This window comes from Enterococcus sp. DIV1444a (genome assembly GCF_051712125.1).
GTDB classification, from domain to species: domain Bacteria; phylum Bacillota; class Bacilli; order Lactobacillales; family Enterococcaceae; genus Enterococcus; species Enterococcus faecalis.
In genome coordinates this window covers 523,872-539,003 of the sequence record NZ_JBIOOG010000001.1, presented here as the reverse complement: position 1 = coordinate 539,003, position 15,132 = coordinate 523,872, and the positions used below count along the sequence as shown (strand labels likewise).

The 15,132-nt window shown below is 36.1% G+C and carries 15 protein-coding genes and 1 pseudogene; 1 reads left to right on the top strand and 15 read right to left on the bottom strand.

The window, feature by feature from the left end; genetic code table 11:
- Positions 1 to 51 precede the first annotated feature (51 nt).
- The 13 genes and pseudogenes from IGI87_RS02825 to IGI87_RS02765 all read right to left on the bottom strand — a co-directional run bounded on the left by IGI87_RS02825 (position 52) and on the right by IGI87_RS02765 (position 13,395).
- The gene (locus tag IGI87_RS02825) at positions 52 to 1,500 is read right to left on the bottom strand and encodes a helix-turn-helix domain-containing protein (RefSeq protein ID WP_438736204.1); all 1,449 of its coding nucleotides are present in this window, start codon (positions 1,498 to 1,500) and stop codon (positions 52 to 54) included.
- 3 nt (positions 1,501 to 1,503) lie between these two features.
- Entirely contained in the window at positions 1,504 to 1,953 is a 450-nt protein-coding gene (locus IGI87_RS02820) for a hypothetical protein (protein ID WP_104855220.1), read from the bottom strand.
- 201 nt (positions 1,954 to 2,154) lie between these two features.
- A complete protein-coding gene (locus tag IGI87_RS02815; RefSeq protein WP_438736203.1) occupies positions 2,155 to 3,249 on the bottom strand; it encodes a DUF916 and DUF3324 domain-containing protein in 1,095 nt (364 codons plus the stop codon).
- 74 nt (positions 3,250 to 3,323) lie between these two features.
- Positions 3,324 to 4,064: a WxL domain-containing protein gene (locus IGI87_RS02810; RefSeq protein ID WP_438736202.1), complete on the bottom strand. Its 741-nt coding sequence runs from the start codon at positions 4,062 to 4,064 to the stop codon at positions 3,324 to 3,326.
- A 22-nt stretch (positions 4,065 to 4,086) separates the two neighbouring features.
- Positions 4,087 to 6,186 (bottom strand): lectin-like domain-containing protein, encoded by a 2,100-nt coding sequence (locus tag IGI87_RS02805; protein ID WP_438736201.1) that lies wholly within the window; start codon positions 6,184 to 6,186, stop codon positions 4,087 to 4,089.
- A 19-nt stretch (positions 6,187 to 6,205) separates the two neighbouring features.
- On the bottom strand, positions 6,206 to 6,985 hold the full coding sequence (locus tag IGI87_RS02800; protein ID WP_353966709.1) for a WxL domain-containing protein: 780 nt from the start codon (positions 6,983 to 6,985) through the stop codon (positions 6,206 to 6,208).
- A 16-nt stretch (positions 6,986 to 7,001) separates the two neighbouring features.
- Positions 7,002 to 7,730: a WxL domain-containing protein gene (locus IGI87_RS02795; protein WP_438736200.1), complete on the bottom strand. Its 729-nt coding sequence runs from the start codon at positions 7,728 to 7,730 to the stop codon at positions 7,002 to 7,004.
- Positions 7,730 to 8,113, bottom strand: a complete 384-nt coding sequence (locus IGI87_RS02790; protein ID WP_002355604.1) for an LPXTG cell wall anchor domain-containing protein — start codon at positions 8,111 to 8,113, stop codon at positions 7,730 to 7,732. Before IGI87_RS02790 ends, IGI87_RS02795 begins: the two co-directional genes overlap by 1 nt.
- A gap of 178 nt (positions 8,114 to 8,291) precedes the next feature.
- Positions 8,292 to 9,242, bottom strand: a complete 951-nt coding sequence (gene trhO / locus IGI87_RS02785) for an oxygen-dependent tRNA uridine(34) hydroxylase TrhO (RefSeq protein ID WP_104855376.1) — start codon at positions 9,240 to 9,242, stop codon at positions 8,292 to 8,294.
- Positions 9,243 to 9,395: 153 nt separating this feature from the next.
- A pseudogene (locus IGI87_RS02780) lies at positions 9,396 to 10,072 on the bottom strand (DUF1003 domain-containing protein).
- 98 nt (positions 10,073 to 10,170) lie between these two features.
- A complete protein-coding gene (locus IGI87_RS02775; RefSeq protein WP_438736199.1) occupies positions 10,171 to 11,337 on the bottom strand; it encodes a serine hydrolase domain-containing protein in 1,167 nt (388 codons plus the stop codon).
- A gap of 152 nt (positions 11,338 to 11,489) precedes the next feature.
- Positions 11,490 to 11,870 carry a VOC family protein gene (locus tag IGI87_RS02770; protein ID WP_438736198.1) on the bottom strand — a complete coding sequence of 127 codons (381 nt, stop codon included), beginning with the start codon at positions 11,868 to 11,870 and terminating at the stop codon, positions 11,490 to 11,492.
- Between the two features lie 133 nt (positions 11,871 to 12,003).
- The gene (locus IGI87_RS02765) at positions 12,004 to 13,395 is read right to left on the bottom strand and encodes an L-cystine transporter (RefSeq protein WP_002355598.1); all 1,392 of its coding nucleotides are present in this window, start codon (positions 13,393 to 13,395) and stop codon (positions 12,004 to 12,006) included.
- 297 nt (positions 13,396 to 13,692) lie between these two features.
- Between IGI87_RS02765 and IGI87_RS02760 the strand changes: the two genes are divergently transcribed.
- Positions 13,693 to 14,028, top strand: a complete 336-nt coding sequence (locus tag IGI87_RS02760) for a hypothetical protein (RefSeq protein WP_113794900.1) — start codon at positions 13,693 to 13,695, stop codon at positions 14,026 to 14,028.
- A gap of 46 nt (positions 14,029 to 14,074) precedes the next feature.
- On the opposite strand, the gene IGI87_RS02755 is transcribed toward IGI87_RS02760, so the two are convergent.
- Together IGI87_RS02755 and IGI87_RS02750 are read right to left on the bottom strand one after the other, a co-directional pair.
- Positions 14,075 to 14,461, bottom strand: a complete 387-nt coding sequence (locus IGI87_RS02755) for a DUF1149 family protein (protein WP_002358717.1) — start codon at positions 14,459 to 14,461, stop codon at positions 14,075 to 14,077.
- 112 nt (positions 14,462 to 14,573) lie between these two features.
- The gene (locus IGI87_RS02750) at positions 14,574 to 15,005 is read right to left on the bottom strand and encodes a hypothetical protein (protein ID WP_438736197.1); all 432 of its coding nucleotides are present in this window, start codon (positions 15,003 to 15,005) and stop codon (positions 14,574 to 14,576) included.
- Positions 15,006 to 15,132: the final 127 nt, after the last annotated feature.

Here is a 15,132-nt window from a genome sequence, read left to right as displayed (position 1 = left end):
AAACACTTGGTTGGTTTTGTAAAGACTTAAATACAAAGACAAGCGATGATTCTATTCGATAGGATCACCGCTTGTCTTTGTTGATTCTTTTTGTTGTTGATATTTTTCTTCTTGAATAGTTAATAATGATTGCGTTAAATTTACCCAATCAATCGAACGAGGTGGATCCAGCCAAACCATAACTTTACTCTGTTCTTCTTGATACAAGTTATTTAAATTGGTAATTACCACATCTGGCAAGGCATCTGATAACGGGTCAATAATTTCTACATTTAAATTCACATAGACGGATAAATTTTTTTTGATGAATTGGTTATACTCTTTTCCATAAGAAAAATCAATTAGGACCTTGGCTGGCTCTGCAATTAAATGAACCGGAACATGATTAATTAGCAACAATAGATAGTTAAAAAACAAACAGTGATTGGCTTTCGCAATTTTTTTATGTTTTGCTGTTAACCAACGAATATATTCAATTAAATAAAAATAAAATTCCGGATATGTTTGCTTAAAAAACTGTAAATCCATTTCAAAGTCGTCAAACATATTAATCGGAAAATAAATAACATTAAAATGAATAATTGCTAACCCTTCTTTTAGAGTATTCCTTGTTGACTCCTCTAAACAATTAAATGCTTTTTCAAAACTTCCAATGAAAACACGAGTTAGGCTTTCAATCGTAGGATCTTCATGAATGACATATTTTTTCTCTAGTTTGCCATGCAAATACAGGAAAAAAACAATCGTATATGTTAATGATTTTGAGGACAATGCCCATGCCACTTGCGATTTTTTTATTAGTTCCTCTGAAAATGTATTTAGTGCGCGCGTATCGATCCCTTCCACCGCACGTCCTTCGTTGTTAATCATAATAGCTAAATAATGGAAAAAATTCCGCCGCTCATAGGTGGTGAAAGTATAGTTTAACTCAACAGACTGTAATACACGTTTCGCTTCATTATAGACTTTTACCGAATATAGTTCGGAAATTGGTTGATTGGAAAGCGTGAACAATTTATACAAAAAAAATGAAATTGCTTTTTGATTGCCGACAATTTCCCGCTTACTAAAATAGATCTGATACTCCTTTAAGGCTTTTTTTAGCCGCTGTAAGGTACTATACGCCACAGAGGTGCTGACATGATTACATTCAGCAAACTTTGTCAAACTATAATTTCCTCTAAAGTAAGACAACACTAATTTAAAAGAGAGCGATTCTGTTAAGTATTTCGTAAGCAAAAGTTTACTTGAATAGTTTCCATCAATTTCAAGTGTAACATCGACATCAGAAACGACTAAAGTTAAGCTGTCGCTTAACTTTAGATTGTCAATATCTGCTTTTAATTTTTCTAATGTTTTTTTGACTAAAAAATTCGACATCGATAATTCTTCGCGAAGTGCAATAAAAGTACCCGATAACGTGGGACTTTCTTCTAAATGTCTTAGCAAGGAATAACTTCGTTGATCTTCTTTATTTAAAAAAATTTCATAATTCATCATTTATCAGTTCTTTCTCCCATAAATAGCCGTTCCTACTAATTCCCGTATGAAATTCAAGTAAAAAGTGTTTTGCCCCTCCGTTCCAGCACCGCCTGTGCTATTTGGTACAATGGTGATATGGCTAGCATCAAATAATTCATCTGTGAAAAATACTTGATGCTGACTTTTCTTGGAAGAAGGCCTTTCTTCATTTGTTTTTGGATTATTGGTTTTCACTTCTTTTTTACTAACTTCTTCGCTACTTTCTTCCGCTTGCGTTTCGCTAGTAATAGTACTTTCATTTGTTTCTTCCATTTCTTCTGGTGTGCCAGTATTCTCAATCGGATAAATTTCTTCTGTTGGATTGGTCGGATTATAAATTGGATTCCGTTCTTCTGCTGCTTGCACATTGGTTACTTGAAAAAACGAGAGTAACAATGTACTCCATAATAGTAAATGTTTGTATTTATCCATTTTTCTCACATATATTGCCAAATACTTTAGCTACATAACAAAACAAAAAATATAACTAGTAAAGTGGTATCAGACGATATTTAACAATACTCCTTCTTATTATTTCTTTTTTTGAGTTAGGTTTGTTGAATAAACTGCATGTTTGATAAGTAAAAACAAACAAAAACGTTGCCGATGATCAAATCAAAAATTAACTACTCTTTATATTTCTCTTTCGTTTTTTTCCTGTTTCTTTTTTCGCCAAATCAACCAGGCAATGATTAAAATCACTATCAATAATAGTAGTAAGCCAATCATCAAATATAAATTTGAATGATTTTCTTTTAAGGTCACATCTTTTTCATTTAATTCTTTGGCAACTTCGCCATTAATTGTAAAGTCTTTTTCAAATTGCCATTGATTTCTAAAAGATATCGATTCATTGTTTATTGATTTTTTAAATGCGCCTGCAGCATCTTTATTCCCAACAACGGTCATAGACAAATGATAATCTCCTGGCTTAAGCGGTTGCCCTTTTAGAGCAATTGGAACAGAAAAATTGGTATTTGGTGCAATTTGCATGTTTGCTTTTTCCTCTTTATATAAAACTTCTTCATGTCCCTTTTTGGTAATCTCTGCCGAAAAGGCAACTTGGTTAATATATGTTTTTTGATCATTTTGTAGATTGACTAAAATCACATTTCTAGCATTAATCTGTCCTGGTGAGACTTTTTTCAAAAGTAAATTCGGCTCAACCTTTTTTTTGTTTTGTTGCATCAATAATGCAACGACATACGAATATTCATTTTTAATGGATAACCCCTGACTCTTATCGTCTTGACGTTTGCCTTCATCCGACGTCTCTTCTTTAAAAGTGATACCACTAGCTAACACTCCATCAAAGGGTGTATTAGGCATTTTGACGTTAATAGAAACCGTTTGTTCACTTTTCGGTTTTAAACGAACTGAGCTGGGGTATTGAACATAGTCTTTTATATCAAACGCTAAACTTTGATCTTTTTTCCCCTTATTTTCACCATACTCCACGATTACATTTGAATTGGTAATGGCACTATTGATGGAAATACCTACCTTTACTTCTTTATCTGTATCATTGCGCAAGTTCACTTTCAACTCAGTTTCTTCATTTGGTGCTAGTAATAAATCAAAGTAAGTTTTTTCTTTATCTACTTGTTTTTCTGATGGAATAGGCGTAACCGCAAAATTAAATTCACTGGCATAACCATTGCTAGGTACTAACGCTAAAAGAATTAGTAGTATCGGAAAAAAAAGAAATTGTTGTTTTTTTCTGTTCAAATTATTTACTCCTTTTCTATATGTAGTGAATAGCAGGTAACCATGTTCCCCGCTATTCTTCTTTTAAAACTCGTTTAATTTCCTGGAGCGTCTGTCAACGTCCATGTTAATTTTGTGGCGTATTTTTCAGCGTATTTGGTTGTAGAACCTGGAACAGTTAACTCAATACTTTTAGCAGCTGTAGTTGCATCTGTTCCCCAATCAAATAAATAAGTTCCTGCACCGTTTCCTTTCGCTGCACTCATTACATCTGATTGACTACCATCTGAATTTAACGTGATTTTGGCTGGGCCTGTTGGTTTGCCTGAATCTGAAGCAGTCACTACATTTCCGTTTTTAAACGTGATAGCTGCCCCAGTCAATTCTTTACCAGAAGTTGATTTAAATTGTCCTTCTTGTTTCACTTTTAATGACCAGCCAGCTTCGGTTCCACGGTTATCTGTTACTTGGACATAGTTAGGCCCTTCTTTGACTTCATCGGTTGCACCTACCGTCTTGTATTTTTGGGTAGCAGCAAAATAAGTTTGATCCTTCGACGTGATTTTTTGAACACCAAAGTCTAGACTTGACGCATAATCAATTGACAACGGACCGTTTGTTTCTGGATTAGGACCTTCAGGATCTGTTGGGTCAATAGGATCAACTGGATTAGTTGGATCCGTTGGGTCAACCGGATTAGTTGGTTCTTCACTTGGTGTAAATTCTACGATACCATTAGATGTATAACTACCGCCATCTTCTGCAAAGGCTTGAGAAGTCATGCCTAAGCTCCCTAAAATAAATGTGGATAAACATACTGTTGTTACTTTTTTCATTTTCTTTTCTCCATTCTTTTCTTTAATTTCCTGGTACGTCTTCTAACGCCCAAGATAAACGAGCTTTAAATGTTCCAACTCTTTGATAAGCTACAGGAACATTGATTTGAATTCCTTGTTGTTTTGATTCATCAAGTAATGCTGTTAAATCTGTTTCACCTTTCTGATTACTTTCTAAAAGCGTAATTGCCTCATTTGTAATCTGAGAGCTTCCAGCAGTTGAAACGAAAGAAAAAACATCTGGCATTACAATTGAATCATTTGTTAACGATTGCGTTTGCTTTAGTTGCAAACGCCAATTATTCGCGTTACGTTCATCCACGACTTTGAGTCCTTCGGTGGGATGCCCAAGTTTAATTAGTGGTTGATTACGTATCTTTTCCGTACCAAAAGTAATCTGTTTTGGTGCCTCTTTAAAATATAGTTCCCCTAAACGATAGTAAAAATAAATATCTTTTGTTTCCTCTGTCATTGTTCCTTCCGCATTGCCCGAGTCTTTTGTAAAAACATAGCCAGAAATATCTAGGGGTTTTTCTTGATAGGGTGCACCAATTTTCCCTGTTACACTTTTAGGTGGAGCAATATCTTTACCTTCCGCATCTTTATAAAAAACGGTTACTGTTTTTTCTGTTGGTTTAGGAATAGTAATCGTTACATTATTTGACTTTTGCAGTAAGGTTCCTTCTTCATAATAGTCAAAGTTCATAGTTAAAACTTTTTCGGGCGTATTATCTTGAAGGGTTGTTTTTAATTCAATCATCATGTCCTTCTTTAAAACTAGGTAGTCATTTAAAGCAATTGTTAAGTGATTCCCTGTTTGTGTCAGATCTTTGGCTGCTACCTTTTTACCATCAATCGTTAATGAATTTTCTTCATATGCTAATTCATCAGGTAAGTCAATGCTTACTTGCGGTTGACGATCTTCGATAAAGTCATTGTCAATATTCAACGTATTCCGTAGTATCACCTGATCATTTTTCACTGCTTCAACAGCTGAGCTAAACTCCTGACCATTCACGCTAAGGGCTGCTTGTGACGTAACGTTGGTAGGAATTTGTGTCATTGCTAAAGCATTCTCTTGGTATTTGCCACCTGTGGATGATGTAAAGCCCCAATAAACCGTTGTTGCGCCAAATTGTGCATTTAAATCTGAAACTACATACGTATTCGTGCCCACACCTTCTAAATCATATGTTAATGCTTTGGTTGCGGCATTCCAATGAACAGTCAACATGCGCCAGGTTCCATTAGATAGATAGGTTGGCGCAACAGTGACGCCTGAATGCTCCCCTGTATAGCTGTTGTTATTAGCTTTCGGAGTGACAAAAGCTAAATGTCCATTTCCCTTATCTTGTGAAATTTCTCGGTCCATTCGGTTGGAACTACCAGTATTTTTATAGGTATCAAACTCAATCGATAAGGCATTTCTAACATAAGGTTGACCAGCTTTCGTGGAGTATGCACCGATTCCCATCCCAGGTGAACCAATGACTTCTTGAGGCGTTGTGGACATTCTAGGATCATTCGTTAAGGTAAAGGTCATACCATCACCAGCATTTGCATACTCGTTTCCTAAATACAAATAACTTTTAAAGGTAAAATCCGACAATAAACTGATTGGTTTTTTTGACCAAATAGCTCCTTTTTGTGATTTAACAGCTGGGTTTAGTTGTAATAACTTCCCACCTTCTAAAATACTTGTTGCATTTCCAATTGGCTCTTGAAACACCTTGTCGATTGGAATGATATTAGGATCATCAGGCAATGAAGTAGCGTATGGCGCAGCCAACATGCGCGGCTGTGGTTCAACTATCGCCGATTCCGTTGCACTGTTATCGTCATCCTTTTGTTGTTCGCTAGGTTCTAAAGTAGCCGTTGATTGGTCTGTTTCTGCTGGATGATTATCGGTTGTTGTTGTCGTTTCTAGGGAAGGTTCTTGCTCTAATGTTTCCGAGTGAGAAGGAGCGCTAGTTGCCTGATCATTGGCCGATTCCTCCACTATTTCCCGATTGACTTTGTTGATATTTGTCGAAGGATTACTAATCGCTTCGCTAGTAATAGGCGCAAGGAGTAGTAAGAATAAACTACTTGCCAAAAAGACTAGGCTTTGTTTGTTTCGCATCTCTCTTCACCTCTACTTTTTAAATTCCTGGTACATCCGTCAACGTCCACAATAATTTTGTTTGATATTTCACGGCATCTTTAGGGGTTGACCCTGGTACTGATAGCGCAACATCTTTTGTAACATTAACATTGTGTACCGTATTGGTTTCATCGCGTTCTGCAACCACTTCTACTTTGCCCCAATAAGTAGCCCAAGTTCCTGCACCGGTTCCTTGCTTCGCAGCTGCCACTAGCGATGCGGTTCCTGGAACAAGGGCAATCTTATTTGTTGCCTCTGGTTTCACAACATTTTGCGCATTACTATTAACAGTCGGGTTAGCTAAAGAAATTTGCGCACCTGTCAACTGACTATTTAAAGTCGCCTTTGTTGCTTTAAATTGTTCCTTTTGCGTAACCGTTAAAGACCAACCACTATTGGTTCCTCTATTATCAGAAATTTGCACAAAATTTGGTGTTTCTTTTTGATTTTCTTGATATTGCTGTGCTCTTGCAAAATATACTTGGTCTTTATTCGAAATACGATTTTTTCCAAAGTCAAAACTTGAAGCATAATCAATAGACAGTGGCCCTTGGGTACCAGGATTGGGACCTTCTGGGTCTGTCGGATCAATTGGTTTGACTGGCTTTTCTGGATCGGGATTTTCTGGATCAACTGGCTCTGTCGGATCTACGTTCGGAATAAATTCTATTAAACCATTCGAACGATACTCTTTTGGCTCTTCTGCCTTCGCTTGTAAGGACCAACCAGCAACTGCAAATGTACTGCATAGAACGATTCCTGTGAATTGTTTTTTCATTGCTTTTCTCCTTTATTTAATTATTAGCGGGAGTATCTTCTAATGCCCAAACTAACTTCGTTGAATATTGTTGTGCAAGCTTTACAGATTTTCCGGGAACGAATAGTTGGACAGCTTCTTTATTTGTTGCTTCATTTGAACCAAAGCGATAAACCCAAGTCCCAACACCTGTTTCTTTTTTAGCGTTCATCGCTAGATTATTATTTACACCAGGTGTTAAGGAAATAGTACTACTGACTTCAGTAGGTTTATATTTTTCATCCACCATTGAGGCAGCTTCTGCCTTTGTAAACGTTAATTGAGCGCCGACTAGTTCCTCTCCAGTAGCTGTTTTAAATTGTTCAGGTTGGGAAAGCGTTAGTTTCCATCCTGCTAACGTTCCTCTTTTATCAGTTAATTGTACATAGGTTGGTTTTTTTGAACCATCTTTCATTTCATCTGGCGCGGCATAATACGTTTGATCTGCCGTAGAAATGTTTTGTGTGCCAAATTTAAATTTTGACCCATAATCAATTGATAAGGCGCCGCCCGTTCCTGGGCCTGGAGGATCAACTGGGTCTACTGGATCAGTAGGATCGGGATTTTCCGGATCAACAGGCGGTGTGATTTCGTTATCGCCTGCTTCAAAAGTAATTGTGCCTTCCGTATTGTATTCTTTCGGAAAAGTTTCTGCTGATGCGTTTATTGCTTGAAAACCTACGCCTAATAGTATGGTTGTCGATGTAAGTAAAACAGTTTTTTTCATTAAATAAGCTCCTTCTCTCGTTTCATTTTATTAATTAAATAAATGACTACCCCCAACAAACTAACTCCTATCAAGGAATACAGTGGATTTTCAGACTCGCCTGTCTTAGGTAAAACCGCTTGTCCAGAAGCAGCTAAATTGTTTCTTCCCTGTTCTTCTGATTGTTGGGTATACGCTACGTCATTTGACTCTTTTTCATTCTCATAAACGTAGGTGCCATAGAAGCTCGCTTGACCATTTGATTCATAATTATTTTCTTCAGCCATAACGCTTTTTGTTTGCAACCCAATGATCAATAGCCCTAAACATACCAAACTAAACCTTTTTATGATTTTCATCTGAATTCCTCCTTCCCCATTTTCAACATTGACTGGCCCAGCCAATAAACATTATATAAAAGAAATATTTATTAGATTTTTTTATTTTTTTCAGATGCTTTTAAAAAATAAAATGGTTTTAGCTAAGAAAGCTTTCAAATCAACACTTTTAAAGACAAAAAAATAAACAAAAAAACTTCGAAAAATAATTTTCGAAGTTTTTTTGTTTATTTTTTTATTATTTTTATACTTCTACCGCTTCTAACAAAGCTAACCGTTCAGCAACTTCTGCTTCTGTTAGATTATGTTTTTTTACATAACGATTGGCAGGGTGCTGGCTACATTCTAATGAGCAGCCGCCTAAATGTTTATGTTCATTTTCTTCTGAAGTTAAGATTTGACGGTTACATTCTGGGTTTGCACAGTTAATGTAGCGTTCGCAAGGTGTTCCATCAAACCAGTCTTTCCCAATAACTTTTTTATCAACATGATTAATTTCGACACTGATTCGGTCATCAAAGACATACATTTTGCCGTCCCAAAGTTCGCCACGTGTTTCTGGATTTTTCCCATAGTTGGCGATACCACCATGCAATTGAGCAACATCTTCAAATCCTTCTTTTAATAACCAGCCAGAAAATTTTTCACAGCGAATCCCGCCAGTACAATAGGTAACGATTTTTTTATCCATAAATTGTTCTTTGTTTTCGCGAATCCATTGTGGCAACTCACGGAAGCTACGGATATCTGGGCGCACGGCACCACGGAAATGACCTAAATCATATTCATAATCGTTACGAGCATCGATTACAACAGTTTCTTCGTCTAATAAGGCTTCTTTAAATTCTGCAGGTTCCAAATATTTCCCCGTCGTTTCTAATGGATCAACGTCTTCTTCTAAGTTCAACGCCACTAATTCAGAACGTGGGCGAACAAACATTTTGCGGAACGCCATTTCTTCTGCTGGATCAATTTTAAAGAATGTATCCTTAAAGCGCTCATCAGCTTGCATTGCTTCCATGTACTTTTCTGTTTCTTCGACAGTACCAGATAACGTTCCGTTAATCCCTTCTGTCGCTACTAAAATACGGCCTTTTAAATTTAATGATTTGCAAAAAGCTAGATGCTCTTTCGCAAAAGCTTCTGGATCTTCAATTGTTGTATATTTGTAATAAAGTAATACTTGGTATTTCATCTTGTTTTCCCCTTTTGTATAAAGTCATTCTATCCCATTATACGGTGAATAAAAAAGGGAAAGCGATTATTTTGCTTGTGTATTTACACACAATAAAAAAGTAGCTCGTTGTTGCGTAATAATTATTACGCAACAACGAGCTACTTTTTTATACTACTCCTTTTCAGAAGTCGTAGCGAGTTGTTCTTGCAACTCACCTAAAAGTTCAATTTGAATATTTTGGATTTTTACCAAATTTTCTAGTTGATTATTGATAATATAATCCATCTTCTCATGTAATAAATTAATTTCTACTTCTGCTTTTAAGTTAATTTTATAATCATTATTCGCTTGTTCTCTGTCACGGGCTTCTTGTCTGTTTTGACTCATCATAATAATCGGCGCTTGGATAGCTGCTAAACAAGATAAAGCGAGATTTAGCAAAATATAAGGATATTTGTCAAATGGTTGTCCCAATAAAGTGGTAGAGTTAATCACGATCCAAGCAATCAACACGAAACAAAAGAAGCCAATAAACACCCAGCTACCGCCAAATTTAGCAATGGTATCCGCTGCTCGTTGGCCAAAGGTTAATTTCTTTTCCATCTTTTCATTCATATTATTGGAAATCAGCTTATCTTCTTTGATATGTTGAACTACTAATTCATTCAGCTGTTGGATTTTTTCAGAATCATTTGCGACCAATTGTTTCATGTAATCATCGATTCAGCTGTCAATTGTGGATTGTTTTGGAGAATAAAAGCTTGCGTTTCCTGTTCTATATCTTGAAGATAAATGTTTTTTTTCGTTGGTTCACCAATAACAACTTGTTGATTTTTTGATTGCTTCATCTTCGTCACTCCCTTTGATCGTTCTTCCCTTTATTTTAATATAAAGTCTCTCAGAAGAAACCTAAAAAGGATTTGGAGTGATCGTTGTTGCTTCTGCTTTAAAATTTAACAGTTAAATTGGTTACATCATGGAACAACGAACCAATTAATTCTTTGTATTTCGCTGGATTCACACAATTAGTTAGCAATATGACCCCGGTTTTCATATCTTTTGAAAATAAAGCTAGGGCTTGTTGACCCGCTTCAACGCCGTGTAAGCGTAAATAATTATCATGAACATAGATGCCGCCATGATAAGAACTTTGCTGAGAAGACGTCCATAATTTTTGCAAAAGTGCGGTAGAAACTAAATGTCCACTCGTTAATTGATGTAAGTACCAATACAAATCACCTGTTGTCATATCCACATTACCAGTCCCAAATTCATGGGCAAAACTAGCAGCGGGGATTGAAAGCACTTGGTTATACGAATTGTCTTCTGTCCATTTATAACTTGTTGAATTATTGGGTTGTTCCAATAAGGTTTCATAGAAGCCAAAATTTTTTAAACCAGCCGTTTTGTGATAAAAATTATTGAATAATTCTTGATAGGTACGTTGATACATTTTCTCTAACATTCCTGCTAAAAGGACAAAATTTACTGGGGAATAATTGTATTTTCCTTTATTGACTTGAATGGTGTTTTGTTTAACAAATTGAATAATTTCTTCATCGGTAACAATATTATTAGGAATTGCAGATAACTTCAAACCGCTTATCATATTCAACATATCGCTAATCGTAATGTCGCTAGCACCTTGTACTTGCGGATAAAACGTAGCGAGTTTTGTATCTAATGTAAGTTTACCTTCTTCAATCGCTTTTAAGATCAAGGTTGTGGTAAAAGATTTTTGAATTGAACCAATCTGGAACCTTGTGTTTGGCGTGTTGGCTTGTTGCTTTTCAAAATTGGCAAAGCCATATCCTTTATTTACTAAAACCTGATCATCTTTAATGATCAAAGCCGAACCAATATAATTTGTTTCTTGAATTTTTTGATCAAGTTCGCCACTATCTGGTGCAACTATTTCTTTCGTTAAATTCGCATAATTATCACTTCGGCGATCTTCTTCCAAGACCACTTTCGATTCTTGACTAACTTGTGAATCTCTAGTGAAAAAGAACGTTTTTATTAAATAACCACTACCACCAATCACCACCAACAAACATACTATAAAAAGCCAATTCACTCCTCCATGTCTTTTCTTTGCATGTCGTTTACGCATACCGCTTACCTCCGCCTATTCTATTAACAGCATTATCATACGCTATATTTTCATGAAAATTACAGATTTTAGTAAAATTTATAAAACTTTCAACTTTTATAAAAAACAGCTTGGCACCAGAATCAATCTAAATTCTGGTGCCAAGCTGTTTTTTATTTATTTTCTTGTCCCATCACAGCAAAGTAATTGTCATCATTATCTGCAAAATTAAAAACTAAGCCTGTTGGCAATTGAACCATTTCACCGACAGTAACCCCGGCTTCTTGCATTTTTTTATAGAGACCAATGATATCATCGCTAGCAAACATTAGAGAAGGGGTATTCCCCGCCACTTCTGGTGAATGTTTTTGAATAAAGGCCAAATCATATAAAACAATAATCGTCTCTGCTGATTCACTTGGCGCAATTTCTACCACCAATGTGCTGTCAATTTCCTCTCTTTCCTTTTCAACAAAGCCAAACGTTTGCCAAAATTGACTAGATTCCTCAACATTATTCACATATAACATAATCTTTACTTGGTTTGAAAACATTCGTTCACGTCCTTTTGAATTTAGTTAACAACTTATTATATACGTTCTTTTAAATAATTACTGCACTTTCGCTTAAAACCCCAAAAAAAGTGTTTGAGCAAGACATTGCTCAAACACTTTTCGTTTTATTGATTTAGATATTTGCATCTAAGACAACGTCGCGATCATTTAAGACATCACGATCTAATTCATGAATACGAGCACTCGTTAACACGCCTGCAACCATACTGTCGTTAACGTTAACAGCGGTCCGCGCCATGTCAATAAGTGGTTCAACCGAAATTACTAAACCAACAATTGCAACTGGCAAGTTCATTGCGCCTAAAACGATTAGAGAAGCAAAGGTTGCTCCGCCGCCGACACCGGCTACTCCAAATGAACTGATTGTGACAACTGCCACTAACATTAAAATAAATTGTAAACTAAAGACATCAATTCCAACAGTTGGTGCAACGATTGTTGCTAACATAGCTGGATAAACGCCGGCACAACCATTTTGTCCAATAGATAAACCGAAACTACCAGCAAAGTTTGCTGTGGCATCATCGACACCTAATGCTTTGGTTTGTGTTTCAATATTTAATGGTAAAGCTCCTGCACTTGAGCGAGAAGTAAAAGCAAAGCTCAAGACTGGAAAAACTTTTTTTAGATACGTAACTGGATTGACTTTTAAAGTAATTAAAATCAACATGTGAATGGCAAAAACAATAATTAAGGCCACATACGATGCCAACACAAATTTACCTAAGTTAATAATCGCAACAAAATCACTTGTTGCTACAACATTAATCATTAACGCTAACACGCCATAAGGGGTCAAGCGTAAAACTAAGGTAACAATTCGCATGGTAATTTTATATAAACTATCAATTAAATTTGCAAAAAATTCAGCTTCTTTTGGTGCTTTACGACGAACGCCTAAATAAGCGACACCAACAAAAGCAGCAAAGATTACCACTCCAATGGTACTCATTGGACGTGTTCCCGCAAAGTCAGCAAAGACATTTTTAGGAATAAATGAAACGATTTGTTGTGGAATCGTCAAATCTTGAATCGCATCTTGGCGCGTAGCTAACTCGGCAATTCTTGACGTTTCTGCAGCACCTTGCGTGAATTTTGCCCCTTGAAGACCAAACGCTAAGGTTGTTCCAATCCCCACCAAGGCAGCTACCGCTGTTGTTCCTAGTAAGGTGGCTAACACATTAAAGCTAATTTTTCCTAATTTATTGGATTCTTTCATTTTTGTAAATGCACCTACGATAGATACAAATACTAACGGAATTACGAGCATTTGTAAAAACGCTACATAACCATTACCTACAATCCCGATCCATTCCATTGATTGCGTAGTAATTTTACTGTCTGTACCAAAAGCAAATTGAATAATTGCACCTAAAACAATCCCCACGCCCAATGCTGAAAAGACACGTGTTGAGAATTTTAAATGTTTCTTTTGCATTTGGTAGAAACCGAATAACACAGCAATAAATGCAAGGATCACTAATACAGTGATGAATGTTGTCATTTTAGTTCCTCCCTATGTTTTTAATGACAAGTACATCAAAGGAAGTAAAGGTTCCCGGTACTCACTCTCCAGTAAATACCCTGAAAACAGCAGGCTGTTTCCAGTGATAGTTCTATTGTACCTTATTTTATAGCAAATAGTGGGACAATTTGCTTACTTTTTGATAGAAAATAACCGTTGTGATAGTTTAAAACTATCACCAAGCGTTGTTTTACTAGTCACTGTAAAAATAAATTGTTTTTTGTGCTCTTTCTTTTAATCTGACGTGGTATACTTATTACCAGGGGGTGTAAGCGTATGCAAAAAATTTGTTGGATCCTTTCTGTCAACCGTGATGGAGCGACGTTGTTTGTGGGGAGCCCTGCAAATGCAGGTCCTTGGCTCTTTTCAAATAAAGAGCAGCAGAACATCAAAGCATTTTTTCAACCAACCTATGAAATTGACTTTATCAGTTATGATGTTCTTTCAGAGGAAGTACCAGAAGCTGAGTTTATTTTGTACAATGAAATGCTCGCTCCCTATCTTCCCGAAAAAATCACCAAAGTTGGACAGCCGATTGCTTATATTGATATCGCTACAAAAAATTATGAACAGTTTAAAAAGGCTTTGGTTGCTAAACCTTCACAAGAATAAAAACAGCGTTTGTAACGGAATCCGTTACAAACGCTGTTTTTAAAGTTTAAGCTTCTTCTGATTGTTGAAAATTCAATTGAACACCTGGACGATCCAGAGCAATTTCAGTTACTTCATAAGATAAACGTTCGACGATGCTAAATAAAGGACGTACAAGTTCATCGACTTCTTCTTGCGAAATATCTTCTTGTTTTTCAATTTTACGATCAATAATGTGATTAATTTGACTAATTGCCCCTGATAAAACAAATTCGTCAAAGACAATTCGAAATTCTAAGCGAGCAACAAGTGCTGAGCTATTTTCTGGATAATTTTCTTCTTCTACTTCAATTGGTGAAAAACTAACACGTAAATCTGTCTCTACTTCTGAATCAGGTACTCGCATATCATAATGATACGCTTCAACAATTTCTTGTTGGCGTTTAATTTCCATTGTTTTTTCTCTCCTTTTTTAACAAGATATTCCCCTTTTAGAATATCCAATGGTTTCTTTTCTCAAGTATACCACAAGTCCGAAAGTTGCCTAGACCAAAAAACACAGAAGGTCAGACTTTTTTGATAAATTGATTTTGACATTTTGAACAAGTGACTTTGATTGTTCCTCGTCCTTTCGGCGCACGTAATGACTGCTGGCATTTTGGACATTTAAAATAACGATACTCTTTCTGAGTCATGTGTCGCTTGCGAAAAGCATGAACCTTTTGTATTAGGCGTTGTTTTCGAAGAATAAACCGTTGATTTTCATTCAATCGTGGATGAATATGTTTTGAAAAAAAGCGATAATACACGTAGGCGACTGTGATTAAAATCAATAACCGAACCCAAAGATAGCCAGTAAAAATATTGATCAGCGCCAACACGACACTTGTCAGCAACAGCGTTCGATTCAATTCATCGAACCGGGCATAACGTCCTTGTAAAAATCGTTGCGCTTTTTTGCGCCAACGTAGAATGCGTTCAAACCAAATTTGGCCCATTTATCTTCCTTCTTTCGAGCATTATTTTTTGAATAAATGATTGATTTACAGAAACTTTCAATCAAAATTTACACTTACTAAGTCCAAATTTTGAACAACTGTTTGCTATTTTCGATGGTATACTTTT